Source organism: Bradyrhizobium sp. OK095, assembly GCF_900109945.1.
Classification (GTDB): Bacteria; Pseudomonadota; Alphaproteobacteria; order Rhizobiales; family Xanthobacteraceae; genus Bradyrhizobium.
In genome coordinates, this window is sequence record NZ_FOBX01000005.1 from 46,307 (window position 1) to 63,086 (window position 16,780).

At 66.3% G+C, this 16,780-nt stretch carries 10 protein-coding genes; all 10 read left to right on the plus strand.

The window, feature by feature from the left end; genetic code table 11:
* Window positions 1–47 precede the first annotated feature (47 nt).
* Window positions 48–809 (plus strand): bifunctional demethylmenaquinone methyltransferase/2-methoxy-6-polyprenyl-1,4-benzoquinol methylase UbiE, encoded by a 762-nt coding sequence (gene ubiE, locus BMW89_RS14525; protein WP_092027444.1) that lies wholly within the window; start codon window positions 48–50, stop codon window positions 807–809.
* Window positions 806–2,380 carry a 2-polyprenylphenol 6-hydroxylase gene (gene ubiB / locus BMW89_RS14530; protein WP_092027446.1) on the plus strand — a complete coding sequence of 525 codons (1,575 nt, stop codon included), beginning with the start codon at window positions 806–808 and terminating at the stop codon, window positions 2,378–2,380. The genes ubiE and ubiB overlap by 4 nt, the downstream gene beginning before the upstream one ends.
* A 72-nt stretch (window positions 2,381–2,452) precedes the next feature.
* Window positions 2,453–3,907: a bifunctional phosphopantothenoylcysteine decarboxylase/phosphopantothenate--cysteine ligase CoaBC gene (coaBC, locus tag BMW89_RS14535; RefSeq protein ID WP_092028042.1), complete on the plus strand. Its 1,455-nt coding sequence runs from the start codon at window positions 2,453–2,455 to the stop codon at window positions 3,905–3,907.
* Entirely contained in the window at window positions 3,904–4,362 is a 459-nt protein-coding gene (gene dut, locus BMW89_RS14540) for a dUTP diphosphatase (RefSeq protein WP_092027448.1), read from the plus strand. The genes coaBC and dut overlap by 4 nt, the downstream gene beginning before the upstream one ends.
* A 193-nt stretch (window positions 4,363–4,555) precedes the next feature.
* Window positions 4,556–7,060, plus strand: coding sequence for a sensor histidine kinase (locus tag BMW89_RS14545; protein ID WP_092027450.1), 2,505 nt, complete (start codon window positions 4,556–4,558; stop codon window positions 7,058–7,060).
* Window positions 7,057–8,583: a tRNA (adenosine(37)-N6)-threonylcarbamoyltransferase complex ATPase subunit type 1 TsaE gene (tsaE, locus tag BMW89_RS14550; RefSeq protein ID WP_092027452.1), complete on the plus strand. Its 1,527-nt coding sequence runs from the start codon at window positions 7,057–7,059 to the stop codon at window positions 8,581–8,583. Before BMW89_RS14545 ends, tsaE begins: the two co-directional genes overlap by 4 nt.
* Window positions 8,584–8,660: 77 nt before the next feature.
* A complete protein-coding gene (locus tag BMW89_RS14555; RefSeq protein ID WP_092027453.1) occupies window positions 8,661–8,978 on the plus strand; it encodes a PilZ domain-containing protein in 318 nt (105 codons plus the stop codon).
* Between the two features lie 139 nt (window positions 8,979–9,117).
* Complete coding sequence (locus BMW89_RS14560) at window positions 9,118–9,840, plus strand: nucleotidyltransferase family protein (RefSeq protein ID WP_092027454.1); 723 nt, start codon at window positions 9,118–9,120, stop codon at window positions 9,838–9,840.
* Window positions 9,841–10,085: 245 nt separating this feature from the next.
* Window positions 10,086–13,232, plus strand: a complete 3,147-nt coding sequence (addB, locus tag BMW89_RS14565) for a double-strand break repair protein AddB (RefSeq protein WP_092027456.1) — start codon at window positions 10,086–10,088, stop codon at window positions 13,230–13,232.
* A complete protein-coding gene (addA, locus tag BMW89_RS14570; RefSeq protein WP_092027457.1) occupies window positions 13,226–16,735 on the plus strand; it encodes a double-strand break repair helicase AddA in 3,510 nt (1,169 codons plus the stop codon). The genes addB and addA overlap by 7 nt, the downstream gene beginning before the upstream one ends.
* Window positions 16,736–16,780: the final 45 nt, after the last annotated feature.

Below are 16,780 nucleotides of genomic sequence, written 5' to 3' on the forward strand. Positions count from 1 at the left end.
GCGCCATTGCGGCGGCCGCGCTATGGTCGGCGTCGTGGAGTAGAGTAATGGATCGGCCGGGCGAAACCACGCATTTTGGCTTCAAAGACGTTCCCCTGGGGGACAAGCAGACGCTGGTGAACGATGTGTTTCACAGCGTGGCGTCGCGCTATGATTTGATGAACGATTTGATGTCCGGCGGCCTGCACCGGGTCTGGAAGGACATCATGATCAACGCGCTCAACCCGCCCAGAAGCGACCGGCCGTTCGCGCTGCTCGACGTTGCCGGCGGCACCGGCGACATCTCGTTCCGCGCCGCCAAGGCCGCAGGCCCCGGCTTCCATGCCACGGTCTGCGACATCAATTCCGGGATGCTCGACGTCGGCCGCGAGCGCGCCGCGAAGCGCCATCTCGAGACCCAGGTCGATTTCGTCGAAGGCAACGCCGAGGCGCTCGCTTTCGCCGACGGCAGCTTTGACGCATATACGATCGCTTTCGGCATTCGCAACGTGCCGCAGATCGACAAGGCGCTGGCTGAGGCCTACCGCGTGCTGAAACCCGGCAGCCGCTTCCTCTGCCTGGAATTCTCCACCGTCGAGATGCCCGGCCTCGACCGGATCTATGATTTGTTCTCGTTCAAGGTGATCCCGCCGCTCGGCCGCATGGTCACCGGCGACGCCGAGTCCTATCAGTATCTGGTCGAATCGATCCGCAAGTTTCCGAAGCCCAACGCCTTCGCCGACATGATCCGCGACGCCGGCTTCTCGCGCGTGAGCTTTCAGACATTGTCCGGCGGCATCGTCGCACTGCATTCGGGCTGGCGTTTGTGATCTCTGCCATTACCCACATTTCGCGCCTGATCCGCGCCGCGTTCGTGTTCGCCCGCGAGGGCGTGTTCGGCTCGGTCGATCCGAGCCTGGTGCCGCCGCCCGGACAGCTCGCGCTGAAGCTTGCGCGCCTCATCGAACGGCGCGGCCCGAAGCACGGACCGCGGCTGACGCGCGCATTGACTCGCATGGGCCCGGCCTATCTCAAGCTCGGACAATTTTTGGCGACCCGGCCCGACGTGGTCGGCGTCATGATGGCGCGCGACCTCGAAAGCCTCCAGGATCGCCTGCCGCCGTTTTCGCAAGCCGAAGCGGAAGCTGCGATCGCGACCTCGCTGGATCGGCCACTGACGGATGTGTTCGCGAGCCTCAGTCCGCCGGTCGCGGCCGCCTCGATCGCACAGGTTCATCGCGGCGAGGTTTTGCACGACGGCATCCGCAAGGCGGTCGCCGTGAAAGTGCTGCGACCCAACGTCGCCTCGCGCTTCCGCCGCGACCTCTCCGATTTCTTCTTTGTCGCGCACAAGGCCGAGGCCTATTCGTCCGAGGCGCGCCGCCTGCGCCTGATCGAGGTCATCAACACCATGTCGCGCTCGGTCGCAATGGAGATGGATCTGCGTCTGGAAGCCGCCGCGATGTCGGAGATGGCTGAAAATACGCGCGACGATCCCGATTTCCGCGTGCCGACCGTCGACTGGGATCGCACCACCCACAACGTGCTAACGATGGAGTGGATCGACGGCATCGCGCTGAACGACCACAAGCGCCTGGCAGAGTCGCGGGTCGATTTGCCCGATCTCGGCCGCAAGGTGATCCAGAGCTTTCTGCGCCACGCGCTACGCGACGGCTTCTTCCACGCCGACATGCATCCGGGCAATCTGTTCCTGGATGACGCCGGCCGCCTCGTTGCGGTCGATTTCGGCATCATGGGCCGGCTCGGGATGAAGGAGCGGCGCTTCCTCGCCGAAATCCTGCTCGGCTTCATCACCCGCGATTATCGCCGCGTCGCCGAGGTGCATTTCGAGGCGGGCTATGTGCCCGCGCATCACTCGGTCGAGAACTTTGCGCAAGCCATCCGCGCCATCGGCGAGCCGATCCACAACCGCACCGCCGAAGAGATTTCGATGGCGCGGCTGCTGACGCTGCTGCTCGAGGTCACCGGCCTGTTCGACATGACGACGCGGCCCGAGCTGATCCTGCTGCAGAAGACCATGGTCGTGGTCGAGGGCGTGGCGCGCGGCTTCGATCCCAGGCTCGACATCTGGAAAGTCGCCGACCCCGTCGTGCGCGAATGGATCGAACGCAATCTCGGACCGATCGGACGGGTGCAGGGCGCACTGGCCGGCGGCGGCGACCTCGCCCGCGTGCTGATGCGTCTGCCCGATATCGCGCAGCGCTCGGTCGCGGTGCTCGAGCAGCTCGAGACCATGACGCGGGAGGGCATTCGGCTGTCGCCGGAGAGCATCGCGGCGATGGGCCGCAGCGAGGGCCGCAAGAACCGCTGGCGCACCGTGGCGCTCTGGATCATCGCCGCGACCTTCATTGGAATCCTGGTCGCCGTCCGGAATCTATGATTGCCAAAATACTTGATTGCAGTGCAATCACGCGAGTGATAGCATCGCTATCATTCCGTGCTGGAGGGCATCGTGGCTAGCCTGACCATCCGCAAGCTCGATGAGGGCATCAAGACCTATTTGCGCCTGCGCTCGGCCAGGAACCGCAGGTCGGTCGAGGAAGAGGTCCGGGTCATCCTGGGCGAGCTGATCGAGGGCCGCGAGGAGCCGCTGACGCCGTTTTCGGCGCCGCCGGCCCCATCCACCGCCGCCACGATCCAGCGCACTGGCGCCGTCCCTGAGGCCAGTGTCACCCTGATCATCGGCGGCGGGATCGCGGCCTATAAGTCGCTCGACCTGATCCGCCGGCTGAAGGAGCGCCGCATCGAGGTCCGCTGCGTGCTGACCAAGGCGGCGCAGCAATTCGTCACGCCGCTGGCGGTGAGCGCGCTCTCGCATGAGCGCGTCTACACCGATTTGTTCGACCCCCAGAGCGAGTTCGACGCCGGCCATATCCGCCTCGCGCGCGACTGCGACATGATTGTGGTGGCGCCTGCGACCGCCGACCTCCTGGCAAAGATGGCCAATGGCCATGCAGACGATCTCGCCAGCGCCATCCTGCTCGCGACCAACCGAAAAATCCTGCTGGCGCCGGCGATGAATCCGCTGATGTGGAACAACGCTGCGACCCGCCGCAATGTCGCGCAGCTTCAGCGCGACGGCGTGGTGCTGATCGGACCCAATTCCGGCGAGATGGCCGAAGCGGGCGAAGCTGGTGTCGGCCGCATGTCGGAGGCGATCGAGATCGCCACCGCCGCCGAGCGGCTGCTGCGACCGCCGGTGCCGCGCCCGCTCGCCGGTAAGCGCGTGCTGATCACCGCAGGCCCGACGCACGAGCCGATCGATCCGGTGCGCTACATCGCCAACCGCTCCTCCGGCAAGCAGGGTTTTGCCATTGCCGCCGCCGCGCAGGCGGCTGGCGCCGAGGTGATTTTGGTTAGCGGCCCGGTCGATCTCAACGATCCCGCCGGTGTCACAGTGAAGCACGTGGAGTCAGCACGGCAGATGCTGGAGCAGGTGCAGGCCTCGCTTCCCGCCGACATCGCGATCTTCGCCGCTGCCGTCGCCGACTGGCGCGTCGCCAGCGAAGGCGAGCAGAAGCTGAAGAAGACCTCCGCCGGCATGCCGCCGCTTCAATTGGTCGAGAACCCCGACATCCTCGCGACGATCTCGAAGCTGACGGACAGGCGCCCGCCGCTGGTGATCGGCTTTGCCGCCGAGACCGAGCATCTCATCGACAACGCCAAGTCAAAACTCGCGCGCAAGGGCTGCGACTGGATCGTCGCCAACGACGTCTCGCCCGCCACCGGCGTGATGGGCGGCGACCGCAACACCGTGCATTTGATAACCCGCAAGGAGGGTGAGATTGCAGTTGATTCCTGGCCGGTGATGACCAAGGAACAGGTCGCCATCGAACTGGTCGCGCATGTCGTCGAGAGCGTGACCGGCAAATCCTTGGACGACAAAGCCCTGGAGTCGGCATCTTGAGCACGAAAGTCACCGTCGAACTGCAGCAGCTGGCCCACGCCGAGGGCCTGCCGCAGCCCGCCTATCAAACGGCGGAAGCCGCCGGCCTCGACCTGATGGCCGCGGTGCCGGAGAGCGAGCCGATGACGCTCGCGCCCGGCCAGTATGCGCTGGTGCCGACAGGGCTCGCGATCGCCTTGCCGCCCGGATACGAGGCCCAGGTGCGTCCGCGCTCGGGGCTTGCCGCCAAGCATGGCGTCACCGTGCTGAACTCGCCCGGCACGATCGACGCGGACTATCGCGGCGAGATCAAGGTGATCCTGATCAACCACGGCGCGGCCCCCTTTGTGATCAAGCGCGGCGAGCGCATCGCGCAGATGGTGATCGCGCCGGTCGTGCAGGCCGCGCTGGTTCCGGTCGCGACATTGTCCGCAACCGATCGCGGCGCCGGCGGCTTCGGCTCCACCGGCCGCTAACACACGAAAATTCCAGCCGAATCATCCCGAAGAACTACGTGGGTTGGAACAGCGCGCCCGGCATTTTTGTGGGGCTGCCTTTGCGTTCACGATCTGGACTCTTACCGCTGGAGTCACGGTGAGGGTATTGTCGTTTGATTCGCGCGCGTGACGGGGGTCGTCGCGCGTAAATCTGTGCGGTCTTGGGGCAACTATGTCAGGCGTGATCGTGTCGATGCGTCGGACGCTGTTGTCGTGCACCTCGTTGGCGCGCAACGGCCTGTTGGGAGGCGCTCTCGCGGCGCTGCTGCCGGCTGCGCCGGCTGAGGCCGCCGATCTCATCGACACGCTCTCGATCATGCTTGACTTCAACCGGCAGGAACTCGCGGTGCTCGCCACCGCGCTGGCCCTGCTCGGCTTCTCCGTTGTGGCCGCGATCCTGTTGATGCGCACACGCGTGCGCACGGCGAAGAACGAGGCGCGGCTGCGCGCGCGGGTTCGGGAACTGCAGCTCCAGTCCGACCGTTTCGGCGCGCTGCTGTTCGCCGAGCCGCAGATCCTGATCTCCTGGCCCGCCGGCGACGACCGCGCGCAGATTTCCGGCGACATCGCGATGGTGCTGCCGCGCGATCCCACGCCGCAGCGCGTGCTGGCGTTCGGAACCTGGCTGCCGCCGGAACCCGCGCTGCAGATGGACCACGCGGTCGATGCGCTGCGCGATCGCGGCGACGGCTTCCAGCTGACGCTGACCACCGCCAACGGTCACACGCTTGAAGCGCTCGGCCGCGCCATCGGCGGCCAAGCCATTGTCAGGATTCGCGAACTCTCAGGCCTGCGCCGCGATCTCGCCGAAACCAATCTGCGCTACAAGGCGCTCTCGGACGAAACCGAGATGCTGCGCGGCTTCGCCACTGCTGCGCCATGGCCGATCTGGGCCAAGGGTGAAAACGGCGCGCTGACTTTCGCCAATCCGGCCTATGTGCGCGCGACCGAGGCGGCCAGCGTCACTGACGCCCAGGAACGCAAGCTCGAGCTGCTCGACAGCGCTGACCGCACGGCCATGGAGCGGGGCCTGAAGGACGCCGCCAATTTCACCTCGCGACTGCCGATCGTGATCGGCGGCGAGCGGCGCATCTACGACGTTCGCGCCGTCAATGTCGGCAGCGGCAGTGTCGGCGTCGCCATCGACGCCAGCGAAGCCGATGGACTGAGCTCGGCGCTGGTGCGGATGGCGGAGGCGCATCGCCGCACGCTCGACCAGCTCTCCTCGGGCGTTGCCGTGTTCGACGGCCAGCGCCGGCTCGCCTTCTACAACGATTCGTACCGGCGGCTGTGGGACCTCGACCGCAGCTTCCTCGACGCCAATCCCGACGATTCCAGCGTGCTCGACAAGCTCCGCGCCGCGCGCAAGCTGCCGGAGCAGCCGGATTTCCGGGCCTGGAAGGCAAAATTGCACGAGGCTTATCGTGCGGTCGAGGCAGCAAAAGACACCTGGTATCTGCCCGACGGCCGCGCGCTCTCCGTCGTCACCACACCGAATCCGGAAGGCGGCGTCACCTATCTGTTCGACGACGTCACCGAGGGCCTCGAGCTCGCCCGCCGCTTCGACGGCATGATCCGGGTTCAGCGCGAGACGCTGGACAGCCTCGCCGAGGGCGTCGCCGTGTTCGGCAGCAACGGCAAGGCGCAGCTGTTCAACCCGGCCTTTGTCCGGATGTGGAAGCTCTCGAGCGATGCCATGCGCGACGAACCGCATATCCAGACCGTCGAAGGCTGGTGCCATCAGCTGTTCGACGATCCCGCGGTCTGGCGCCAGATCCGCGAGGCCGTCACCTCGATCGAGAGCCGCGCCGACGTGCCGCTCAAGCTGGAGCGCAAGGACGGCAGCGTGCTCGACGGCATGATCCGGCCGCTGCCTGACGGCGCCACCATGCTGACGTTCCAGGACATCACCGACACCGAGAATGTCGAGCGTGCGCTGCGCGAGCGCAACGAGGCGCTGGAGACCGCCGACCAGATGAAGGTGGATTTCGTCCACCACGTCTCCTACGAGCTGCGCTCGCCGCTCACCACCATCATCGGCTTCGCCCATTTCCTCAGCGATCCCTCGACCGGGCCGCTGACGCCGAAACAGGCCGAATATCTCGACTACGTCACCAAATCGACCAACGCGCTGCTGGCGCTGACCAACAACATTCTGGATCTCGCCACCATCGACGCCGGCGCGATGAAGCTGGAACTCGGCTCGGTCGACGTCAGCAAGACCATCGAGCTTGCCGCCGAGGGCATCCAGGATCGTCTCGCCACCGACCGCATCCGGCTCAAGGTCGAGATCGCGCCTGACGTCGGCAACTTCGTCGGCGACGAGAAGCGCGTGGTGCAGGTGCTCTATAACCTCCTCGCCAACGCCGTCGGATTTTCTCCACAGGATTCCACCGTCGGCATCAGCGCGCGCCGAACTGAACGCAGTGTGGTCTTCACTGTGACAGATTCCGGGCCTGGAATACCTGCCGACATGAAGGACAAGGTGTTCAACTGGTTCGAAAGCCGCTCGCAGGGCTCGCGTCACCGCGGCGCCGGCCTCGGCCTGTCGCTGGTGCGCTCCTTCGTCGAGCTGCATGGCGGCAAGGTGCGGGTGGATTCGATCGTCGGCCGGGGCACGGTCGTGATCTGCGACTTCCCGACCGACCAGGCGGCGCATCGCGACGCCGCCGAATGATCGCGTCCACCACATTCTCCGTCCCGCTTCACAACGAGACGGCGACTGCGCAATTGATGGCCGACCTCGCGCTGCTGGTCGGCCCCGGCGACGTCATCACGCTCACCGGTGATCTCGGCGCCGGCAAGACAGCGGCCGCCCGCGCCATGATTCGCTACCTCGCAGACGACGAAGAGCTGGAGGTTCCGAGCCCGACCTTCACCCTGGTGCAGGGCTATGAGCTGCCGCCCTACCCGGTGATGCATGCCGACCTCTACCGCGTCGAGGACGAGAGCGAGCTCGAGGAGATCGGGCTGTCGCCGCTGCCCGATGCCACGCTGGTGCTAATCGAATGGCCCGAGCGGGCGCCGTCGGCGATGCCTGGGGATCGCATCGACATCGTCCTGACGCACCGGCCGGCGCTGGGCTCGAACGCGCGCGCCGCCGACATCACCGGTCACGGCAACGCCGCCGCCACTGTTGCGCGGCTGAAGGCGCTGCGCGAGTTCCTGGACGCATCCGGCTATATCGACGCCACGCGCAAGCGCATGGCCGGCGATGCCTCGACCCGCTCCTATGCGCGGCTGCGGCGCGACGACGCGATCGTCATCCTCATGAACTCCCCGCAGCGGCCGGATGGCGCTGCGATGTACAATGGAAAATCCTACAGCGCTGCGGTGCATCTGGCCGAAAACGTCAGGCCGTTCGTCGCGATCGACGAAGGCCTGCGTGCGCAAAGCATCTCCGCGCCCGCGATCCACCATTTCGATCTCGACCACGGCTTCCTGATCAGCGAGGACTTCGGCAGCGAGGGCGTGATCGAAGGCGATCCGCCGCGCCCGATTCCCGAGCGCTACGAAGCCGCGACCGATTTGCTGGCCATGCTGCACAGCAAGACGCTGCCAGGGACGCTGCCGCTGGACGGGCAGAGCTACGCCATTCCCGTCTTCGACATCGAGGCGTTGCTGATCGAAATCGGACTGATGCCGGAATGGTATCTGCCCGACCGCAACGCGCCGCTGAGCCATGAGACGCGCGCAGAATTTTTCGCGATGTGGCGCGAGCTGCTGAAGAAGCCGCTGGCCGCGCCGAAGACGTGGATCATCCGCGATTATCACTCGCCCAATTTGATCTGGCTCGGCGACCGCTCGGGCATCGCGCGCGTCGGCGTGATCGATTTCCAGGATACCGTGCTCGGGCCAAAATCCTACGACGTGGTGTCGCTGCTCCAGGACGCCCGCATCGACGTGCCCGAAAACATCGAGCTGACATTGCTGTCGCGCTACATCAAGGCGCGGCGCGCCGATGATGCGAGCTTCGATCCGGCCGGCTTCGCCGAGCTCTACGCCATCATGTCGGCGCAGCGGAACACGCGCCTGCTCGGCACCTTCGCCCGGCTCAACCGCCGCGACGGTAAGCCGCATTATCTGCGCCACCAGCCGCGGATCTGGACCTATCTCCAGCGCTCGCTGGCGCATCCGGCGCTTGAGCATTTGCGCGACTGGTATCTCGCCAACGTCCCGCCGCCGCAATCCGGAACCTGATTTACCGGCTGTTAGCCATCGTATCGGTATCATCGCCCGCAGGCCGCCGGACAAATACGGGGCTGGAGCAAGGGCAGATGGCGGTCAAGACGGACCATCGAGGAAACAGCCGGGTTGTTTTCGAACGCGGGATTGCGGCCCAGATGATGGGGATCGACGGCACCTGGCGGCGCGAATGCACCATGGAGGATGTCTCCGAAAGCGGTGCCAAGCTGACCATCGACGGTTCGGTCGAAGGCCTGCATCTGAAGGAATTCTTTCTTTTGCTGTCGTCCACCGGGTTAGCGTACCGGCGCTGCGAGCTGGCCTGGGTCAATGGTGACCAGATCGGCGTCAATTTCCTGAAGATCGGCGACAAGAAGAAAAAGGCACGTTCCACAAGCGTTGGGGCGTGACGGCAACACCCGTCGTACAACCGTCACCGCAGGTGATTAAGGCGGTCAAGACGCGGTGCGGCTGATTGAGTCCCGTGCTAGGATTGCTGCAAACGCGAAATCAATTGGTTCGAGACAGAAGAATCTGAGAAAGCAAAGGATGTCCGTCAAGCCGACCAAAGCCATGGTGCTCGCCGCAGGGTTCGGCCTGCGCATGCGTCCGCTGACGGACAAGATGCCGAAGCCGATGGTGCCGGTCGCCGGCCAGCCGCTGCTCGACCATGTGCTCGACAAGCTCGGCCACGCCGGCGTGACCGAGGCGGTGGTCAACGTGCATTACCTGCCGGACCAGATCATCAATCACACCGCATCGCGCCAGCTTCCGCGCGTGACCATCTCCGACGAGCGCGACCAGGTGCTCGGCACCGGCGGCGGCGTGGTCAAGGCGCTGCCGCTGCTCGGCGATGCGCCGTTCTACCACGTCAATTCCGACACGCTCTGGATCGACGGCGTGCGCTCCAATTTGGCGCGGCTTGCAGAAAACTTCGACCCTGAGCGCATGGACATCCTGCTGCTGATGGCGCCGACCGCGACCAGCATCGGCTATAACGGCCGCGGCGACTACGGCATGATGGCAGATGGTGCCCTGCGCAAGCGCAAGGAAAAAGAGGTCGTCCCGTTCGTCTATGCGGGCGCGGCGATCCTGTCGCCCTCGATCTTCGCCGATGCGCCGACGGGCGAGTTCTCGCTGACCAAAATGTTCGACCGCGCCAACGAGCAGGAGCGCCTGTTCGGCCTGCGCCTCGACGGCGTCTGGATGCATGTCGGCACGCCCGATGCAGTGCACGCCGCGGAAGAGGCGTTTCTGGAGAGCGTGGCGTAACCCCGCTCTCGTGTCCCGGACGCGGTGCGGCGCGAAGTGCCGCTCCGCAGAGCCGGGACCCACACAGCCGCATCCGTTATGACGCAATATGGGCCCCGGCTCAGCAACGCGTCATTTCATGCCGCGTTGCGTCCGGGGCACGAGACCGGTGCCGCTCGGCGAACAGCGGGGATGACCTTACCTCGCCCATGTCTATTTGAGGCTCCGTCCCTATATTGGCGCCTGATCCCCGAATCAGGCAGCCCATGCGCGTCTTCAGCGTTCCCCTCTCAGTTCCGTTCCTGCGCACGATCGTATCAAGCCTGCTGGACGGCCGGCTGGTCGACGGATTCGAGGCGCGGAAGGAGCCGGCGCGGCTGGCGGACGTCACGCTGTACCTGCCAACCCGGCGCGCCATGCGCGTCGTCCGCGAGATCTTTCTCGACGAGATGAAGGCGGACGCCGTGGTGCTGCCGCGCATCGTCGCGCTTGGCGATATCGACGAGGACGAGCTCGCGTTTGCCGACGAAGGCGAACAGTTTTCCGGAGCGACGCCGCTCGACATTCCGCCGCGGCTCGGTGAGCTCGAACGGCGGCTGACGCTGGCGCAGCTCGTCGCGGCCTGGGCCAAGGGCCCGGTGCTGTCGCCGCTGGTGGTCGGCGGTCCCGCCTCGACGCTGGCGCTGGCCGGCGATCTCGCGCGCCTGATCGACGACATGGTGACGCGCGGCGTCGACTGGAGCGCACTCGATGGGCTCGTGCCTGACATGCTTGATCGCTACTGGCAGCACTCGCTTGAATTCTTGCGTATCGCGCGCATTGCCTGGCCGGGCCATCTCGCCGAGATCAACCGCATCGAGCCTGCGGCGCGGCGCGACCTGCTGATTGCGGCGGAAGCAAAACGGCTGACCGCGCATCCCCATGGCCCCGTGATCGCGGCCGGCTCGACCGGCTCGATGCCGGCCACCGCAAAATTCCTGCATGCGGTCGCCTCGCTGCCGCATGGCGCCGTGGTGCTGCCGGGGCTCGACACCGATCTCGACGACGATTCCTGGCGGAGCATCGGCGGCGTGCGCGATTCACTCGGCAAGTTCGCGGAGCATCCGGCGTCGAACCATCCGCAATACGCCATGCATGCGCTGCTCGATCGCTTCGGCATCAAGCGCAGCGACGTCGACATCCTCCAGCCGCCGGCCGAAGGCGGCCGCGATCTGCTCGCATCGGAATCGATGCGGCCGTCTGCCAAAACGGAAGTTTGGCACGACCGGCTGAAGCAGCCCGATGTCGCCGCGAAGATCACCGGCGGCATGAAAAACCTCGCGGTCGTCGAAGCTCCCAATCCTGAAATGGAAGCGCTCGCGATTGCCATCGCGATGCGCGAGGCACGGCATCTCGACAAATCGGCAGCGCTGGTGACGCCGGACCGCGCGCTGGCGCGACGGGTGATGGCCGCGCTCACCCGATGGGATCTCGCCTTCGACGATTCCGGCGGCGACGTCCTGATGGAAACCTCCGCCGGAATCTTTGCACGGCTCACGGCAGAGGCTGCGACAAAGGGCTTGGAGCCGCCGACGCTGCTGGCGATGCTGAAGCATCCGTTGTGCCGGCTCGGCCGGCTGCCTGGCGCGTGGAAAGCGGCGATCGAAGGCTTGGAGCTCGCGCTCCTGCGCGGGACGCGTCCGCCCGCGGGCACGGCCGGCCTGCTGCGCGAATTCAACCGCTTTCGCGACGAGCTCGCCAAGCTGGAGCGCAAGGAGGTTTCCGCGCTCCATCACGCCGAGACGCGCGCGCGTCTCAAGGCAGAAGACCTCGACCGCATCCAGGCGCTGATCGATGCCTTGCAAAAAGCATTGGCGCCGATCGAGAGCCTCGCATCGTCAAAGCCGTTCGACTTCGCCGAGCTCGCGCACCGGCACCGCGAGATCATGATCGAGCTGACGCGCGACGAGCAGGGCATTCCGCTTGCCTTCGAGGAACGCGAGGGCCTTGCGCTCGCGAGTGCCTTCGACGATCTCCTGCGCGGCGGCACAACCAGTGGGTTGATGGTGACGCTGCCCGACTACGCCGACGTCTTCCAGACGGCGTTCAATGACCGCGCGGTACGGCGGCGAGACAAGCCCGGTGCTCACCTGCAGATCTACGGCCCGCTCGAATCGCGCCTGATGCAGGCCGACCGCATCATCGTCGGCGGGTTGATCGAGGGCGTCTGGCCGCCGGCGCCGCGCATCGATCCCTGGCTCAGCCGGCCGATGCGGCACGAGCTTGGCCTCGACCTGCCGGAGCGGCGCATCGGCCTCTCCGCCCACGATTTTGCACAACTGCTCGGCGGCGGCGAGGTGATCCTCACTCATTCCGCCAAGGCCGGCGGCGCGCCGGCGGTGGCCTCGCGCTTCCTGCACCGGTTAGAGGCGGTCGCGGGCGCCGAACTCTGGAAGACGGCCATTCGCGCCGGCGAGAAGTACGTGAAGTTCGCCGATGCGCTCGACCAGCCCGACAAGGTCGAGCCGATCAAGCAGCCCGAGCCACGGCCGCCCCGCGCGACGCGGCCGCTCAAGATGTCGGTGACCGCGATCGAGGACTGGCTGCGCGATCCCTACACGATCTACGCGAAACATATCCTGCGGCTCGATGCGCTCGACCCCGTCGACATGCCGTTGTCGGCCGCCGACCGCGGCTCGGCGATCCACGATGCGCTCGGCGAGTTCACCGAGACCTACGCCGCGCGCCTGCCCGACGATCCCGCCCGGGTGCTACGCGCGATCGGCGAAAAGTATTTTGCGCCGCTGATGGAGCGGCCCGAGGCGCGCGCGCTGTGGTGGCCGCGCTTCCAGCGTATCGCGCGCTGGTTCGGCGAATGGGAGACGGCGCGTCGCGGCGTGATCGAGGCCATCACCGCGGAGACCCGCGGCGAGATTTCGATCCCGCTCGACAGTACGCGCAACTTCAAGCTGTCCGCCCGCGCCGACCGCATCGAGCGGCGCCAGGGCGGCGGCTACGCTATCCTCGACTACAAGACCGGCCAGCCACCGACCGGCAAGCAGGTCCGCATGGGCCTGTCGCCGCAGCTCACGCTGGAGGCCGCGATCCTGCGCGAGGGCGGTTTTCCTGATATCGACGCCGGCGCATCCGTGAGCCAGCTCGTCTATGTCCGCCTGAGCGGCAACAATCCGCCGGGCGAAGAACGCATCCTCGAGCTCAAGTTCAAGCAGGGCGACGAGCCGCAGCCGCCTGACACGGCCGCCGCGGAAGCGCGGGCAAAACTGGAGGTGCTGATCCGCGCCTTCGACGACGAGAACCAGCCCTACACCTCGCTGAACCTGCCGATGTGGACCAACCGCTACGGCACCTATGACGATCTCGCCCGGATCAAGGAATGGTCTGCGGCCGGCGGCCTGGGAATTGAAGAATGGTGAAGCTGCCCCGCCCCATCCCCGACGAGGTCCGCGCGCGGCAGGCGCGTGCATCCGATCCGACCGCGTCGGCCTTCGTGTCGGCCAATGCCGGCTCGGGCAAGACCCATGTGCTGGTGCAGCGCGTGATTCGCCTCTTGCTGTCGGGCGTGCCGCCGGAAAAGATCCTCTGCATCACCTTCACCAAGGCCGCCGCCGCCAACATGGCCGAGCGCGTGTTCACCACGCTTGGCCATTGGGTCACGCTTGACGATACCGGGCTCGACGCCGCGATCCGTGCGGTCGGCATCCCGCATCCCAGCGCAAAAATACGCCGCGACGCGCGAAAGCTTTTCGCCTGCGCACTGGAGACGCCCGGCGGATTGAAGGTGCAGACCATCCACGCACTATGCACGCGCCTGCTCCAGCAGTTTCCGTTCGAGGCCAATGTGCCCGCGCGCTTTTCCGTGATCGACGAGCGCGACCAGACCGACATGATGGAGCGCGCCAATCTGAAAGTGCTGCTGGAAGCCGCGCGCGACCCGGAGAGCGTCACCGGCCGCGCGCTGCTGACCGCGATGGAGAGCGCCGCAGACGTCACTTTCAAAGAGGTCGTACGCGAGGCCTGTCTCAGCCGCGATCATTTCATGGCCTGGACTGATGAGGCCGGCAACGCCGGCGCGGCGGCTGACCAGATGGGAGCCGTGCTGGGCGTCGATGCGAGCGACCGCATCGAGGACGTCGAGACGGAGATTCTCGACGGCCCGTACTTGTCGCGAGCGCGCTGGGCTGACATCGCATTCGCGCTGGAGAACGGCAGCAAGTCCGACAACGATCAGGCGAGCCGGCTTCGTGAGGCAAAGGTGTTTTCCGGGGCTGCGCAGGTCGATGCCTATCTCGGCGTCTTCCTCACCGACGAAAAGCTGCCGCGCAAGGCGGTGCTGACCAAGAAGTTTGGCGAGAACAATCCCTCCGTCGCACGCCTGTTCGAGAACGAAGCGCAGCGCCTCAGTGGATTGATCGAGAAGCGCCGTGCGGTCACCATGCGCGACCGCACCGCGGCCCTGCTGCACATCGCGACTGCCGCTGCCGCAAACTATCGCCGCGAGAAGCAGGAGCGCGGCCTGCTCGACTACGACGATCTCATCGACAAGACGCTGGCCATGCTCAACCGCGTCTCCTCGGGCTGGGTGCATTACAAGCTCGACCGCGGCGTCGACCATGTGTTGATCGACGAAGCCCAGGACACCAGCCCGCGGCAATGGGACATCGTCGCGCACATCATCTCGGAATTCACCGCCGGCGAAGGCGCGCGCGAGGGGCTGAACCGCACCGTCTTCGCCGTCGGCGACGAGAAGCAGTCGATCTTCTCGTTCCAGGGCGCCGACCCCCATGAATTCGACGCGCGCAAGCGGGAGCTGAATCGGAAGTTCACGGCGGCCGGGCTGAAATTTGATCCCGTCGCCTTTACCTATTCGTTCCGCTCGGGCGCCGCGATCCTGCACTCGGTCGACCACGTCTTCCGCGAACCCCAGATCTACAAGAGCATCCATTCGGTCGAGATCGGCCATCCCCTGCACAATGCGCTCGCCGATGCAGGTCCGAGCGTGATCGAGCTTTGGGACCTGGCAGTCGCCGACGACCGGCAGGAGATCGAAGGCTGGCGCGCACCGTTCGACGGCGTCGCCGCCACCAGCCCAGAAGTGAAACTTGCCCGCCGCATCCAGACCGAGATCAAGCGGCTGGTCGAGAGCGGCACGCTGACGGGACACGAGGGCGAGCGCCGTCCGTTGCGCTATGGCGACATGCTGATTTTGGTGCGCCGGCGCGGCAACGCGTTCGACGCCGTGATCCAGGCGCTGAAGCACGCGAATGTCCCCGTTGCCGGTGCCGACCGGCTCAAGCTCACCGAGCACATCGGCATCATCGACCTCATGAACCTTGCGGACGCGCTGCTGCTGCCGCAGGACGACCTCGCGCTTGCGGTGGCGCTGAAGAGCCCGCTGTTCGGGCTCGATGACGACGAACTGTTCCAGCTTGCCCATGGCCGCAAGGGATCGCTGCGGCGCGCGCTCAGCGAGCAGGCTGCTGGAAGCGAAAAAGTCGCCACAGTGCTGCGGCGACTTGAAGCCTGCGAGATTCGTGCGCACGAGGAAACGCCATTCGCCTTCTACGCCTGGCTGCTCGGCGGCGATGGCGGCCGCGCGCGCATCCTGCGCCGGCTCGGTCACGAGGCCAACGACGCGCTCGACGAATTTCTGGAGCTGGCGCTGAACTACGAGCGCAAGGCGCCGGCCTCTCTGCAAGGCTTTATGGCGTGGCTGCGCTCGGCCGACACCGAGGTGAAGCGCGACATGGAGATCACGCGCGACGAGGTGCGGGTAATGACCGTGCACGGTGCCAAGGGCCTCGAGGCCTCCGTCGTGTTCATGGTCGACACCACGTCGTCGCCCGCGGATTCGCAGCGGGTCCGGCTGATCCACGTGCCGCGCGGCAATGGCGGCGAGGTCGTGGTCTGGGCCGGGCGCAAGGCGGACGATCCAAAACCCGTCGCCGACGCGCGCAAGGCCATGATCGAGGAGACCGAGGACGAATATCGCCGCCTGCTCTATGTCGCGATGACGCGCGCGGCCGACCGGTTGGTCGTCGGCGGCTGCATGCCCGGCAACATGAGGACGGTCCGCAAGCTGAGCTGGTACGACCTCGTCGATACCGGGCTGACCGGCTCGGGCCTGGACAAAGAGACGATCGAGACGCCGCTCGGCAAGGTGACGCGGTTCGCCCGTCCCGAAGATGTCACGGCACTGGGCACGCCCGCGACGTCCGTGGACCAATCGGTCGCGCTGCCCGACTGGCTGCGGACGCCGGCACCGCGCGAGACCATCGACGACGACCTGGTGCGCCCGTCCGGCCAGTCGGCCGAGGAAGGCCGCAGCGTGCGGTCAGGCGAATCAGTCCAGTCCCGCGCACTGGCGCTGCAACGCGGCACGCTGGTGCACCGCCTGCTGCAATCCCTGCCCGACATCGCCATTGAGCGCCGGGGCGAGGCCGCGCTCGGCTTCATGGCGCGCAACGCCTCGGACTGGGCGGAGGCAGATCGCGCCGCGCTGGCCGATAAGGTGCTCGCCTTGATCGCCGAGCCGCGCTTTGCCCCGGTATTCGCCGCCGGCAGCCGGGCGGAGGTCGCCATCGTCGGTAAACTCGACCGGCCAGGGGGCTCGCCGGCGCTGGTCTCGGGCCAGATCGACCGGCTGGTCGTTCGTCCGGATGAGGTTTTGATCGTCGATTTCAAGACCAACCAGGCGGCGCCCAAAAGCGCGGCCGCGGCGCCCGCCGCCTATGTCCGGCAGCTTGCGCTGTACCGGGCGGTGCTGGCGCGGCTTTATCCCCAAAAGCCCATCAGGGCGGTCCTGCTCTGGACCGAGGCTCTTGAATATATGGAGATTTCAGCCCCCGCGCTGGACGCGGCGCTGGCATCCCTTCATCTCAGTGTGAGCGTCCTTGACCCGGCAAGGGGCCGTTCATAGGTTGACGGCATGATCCCGGGCGCGATTCCCATGCGCGCCGATTCT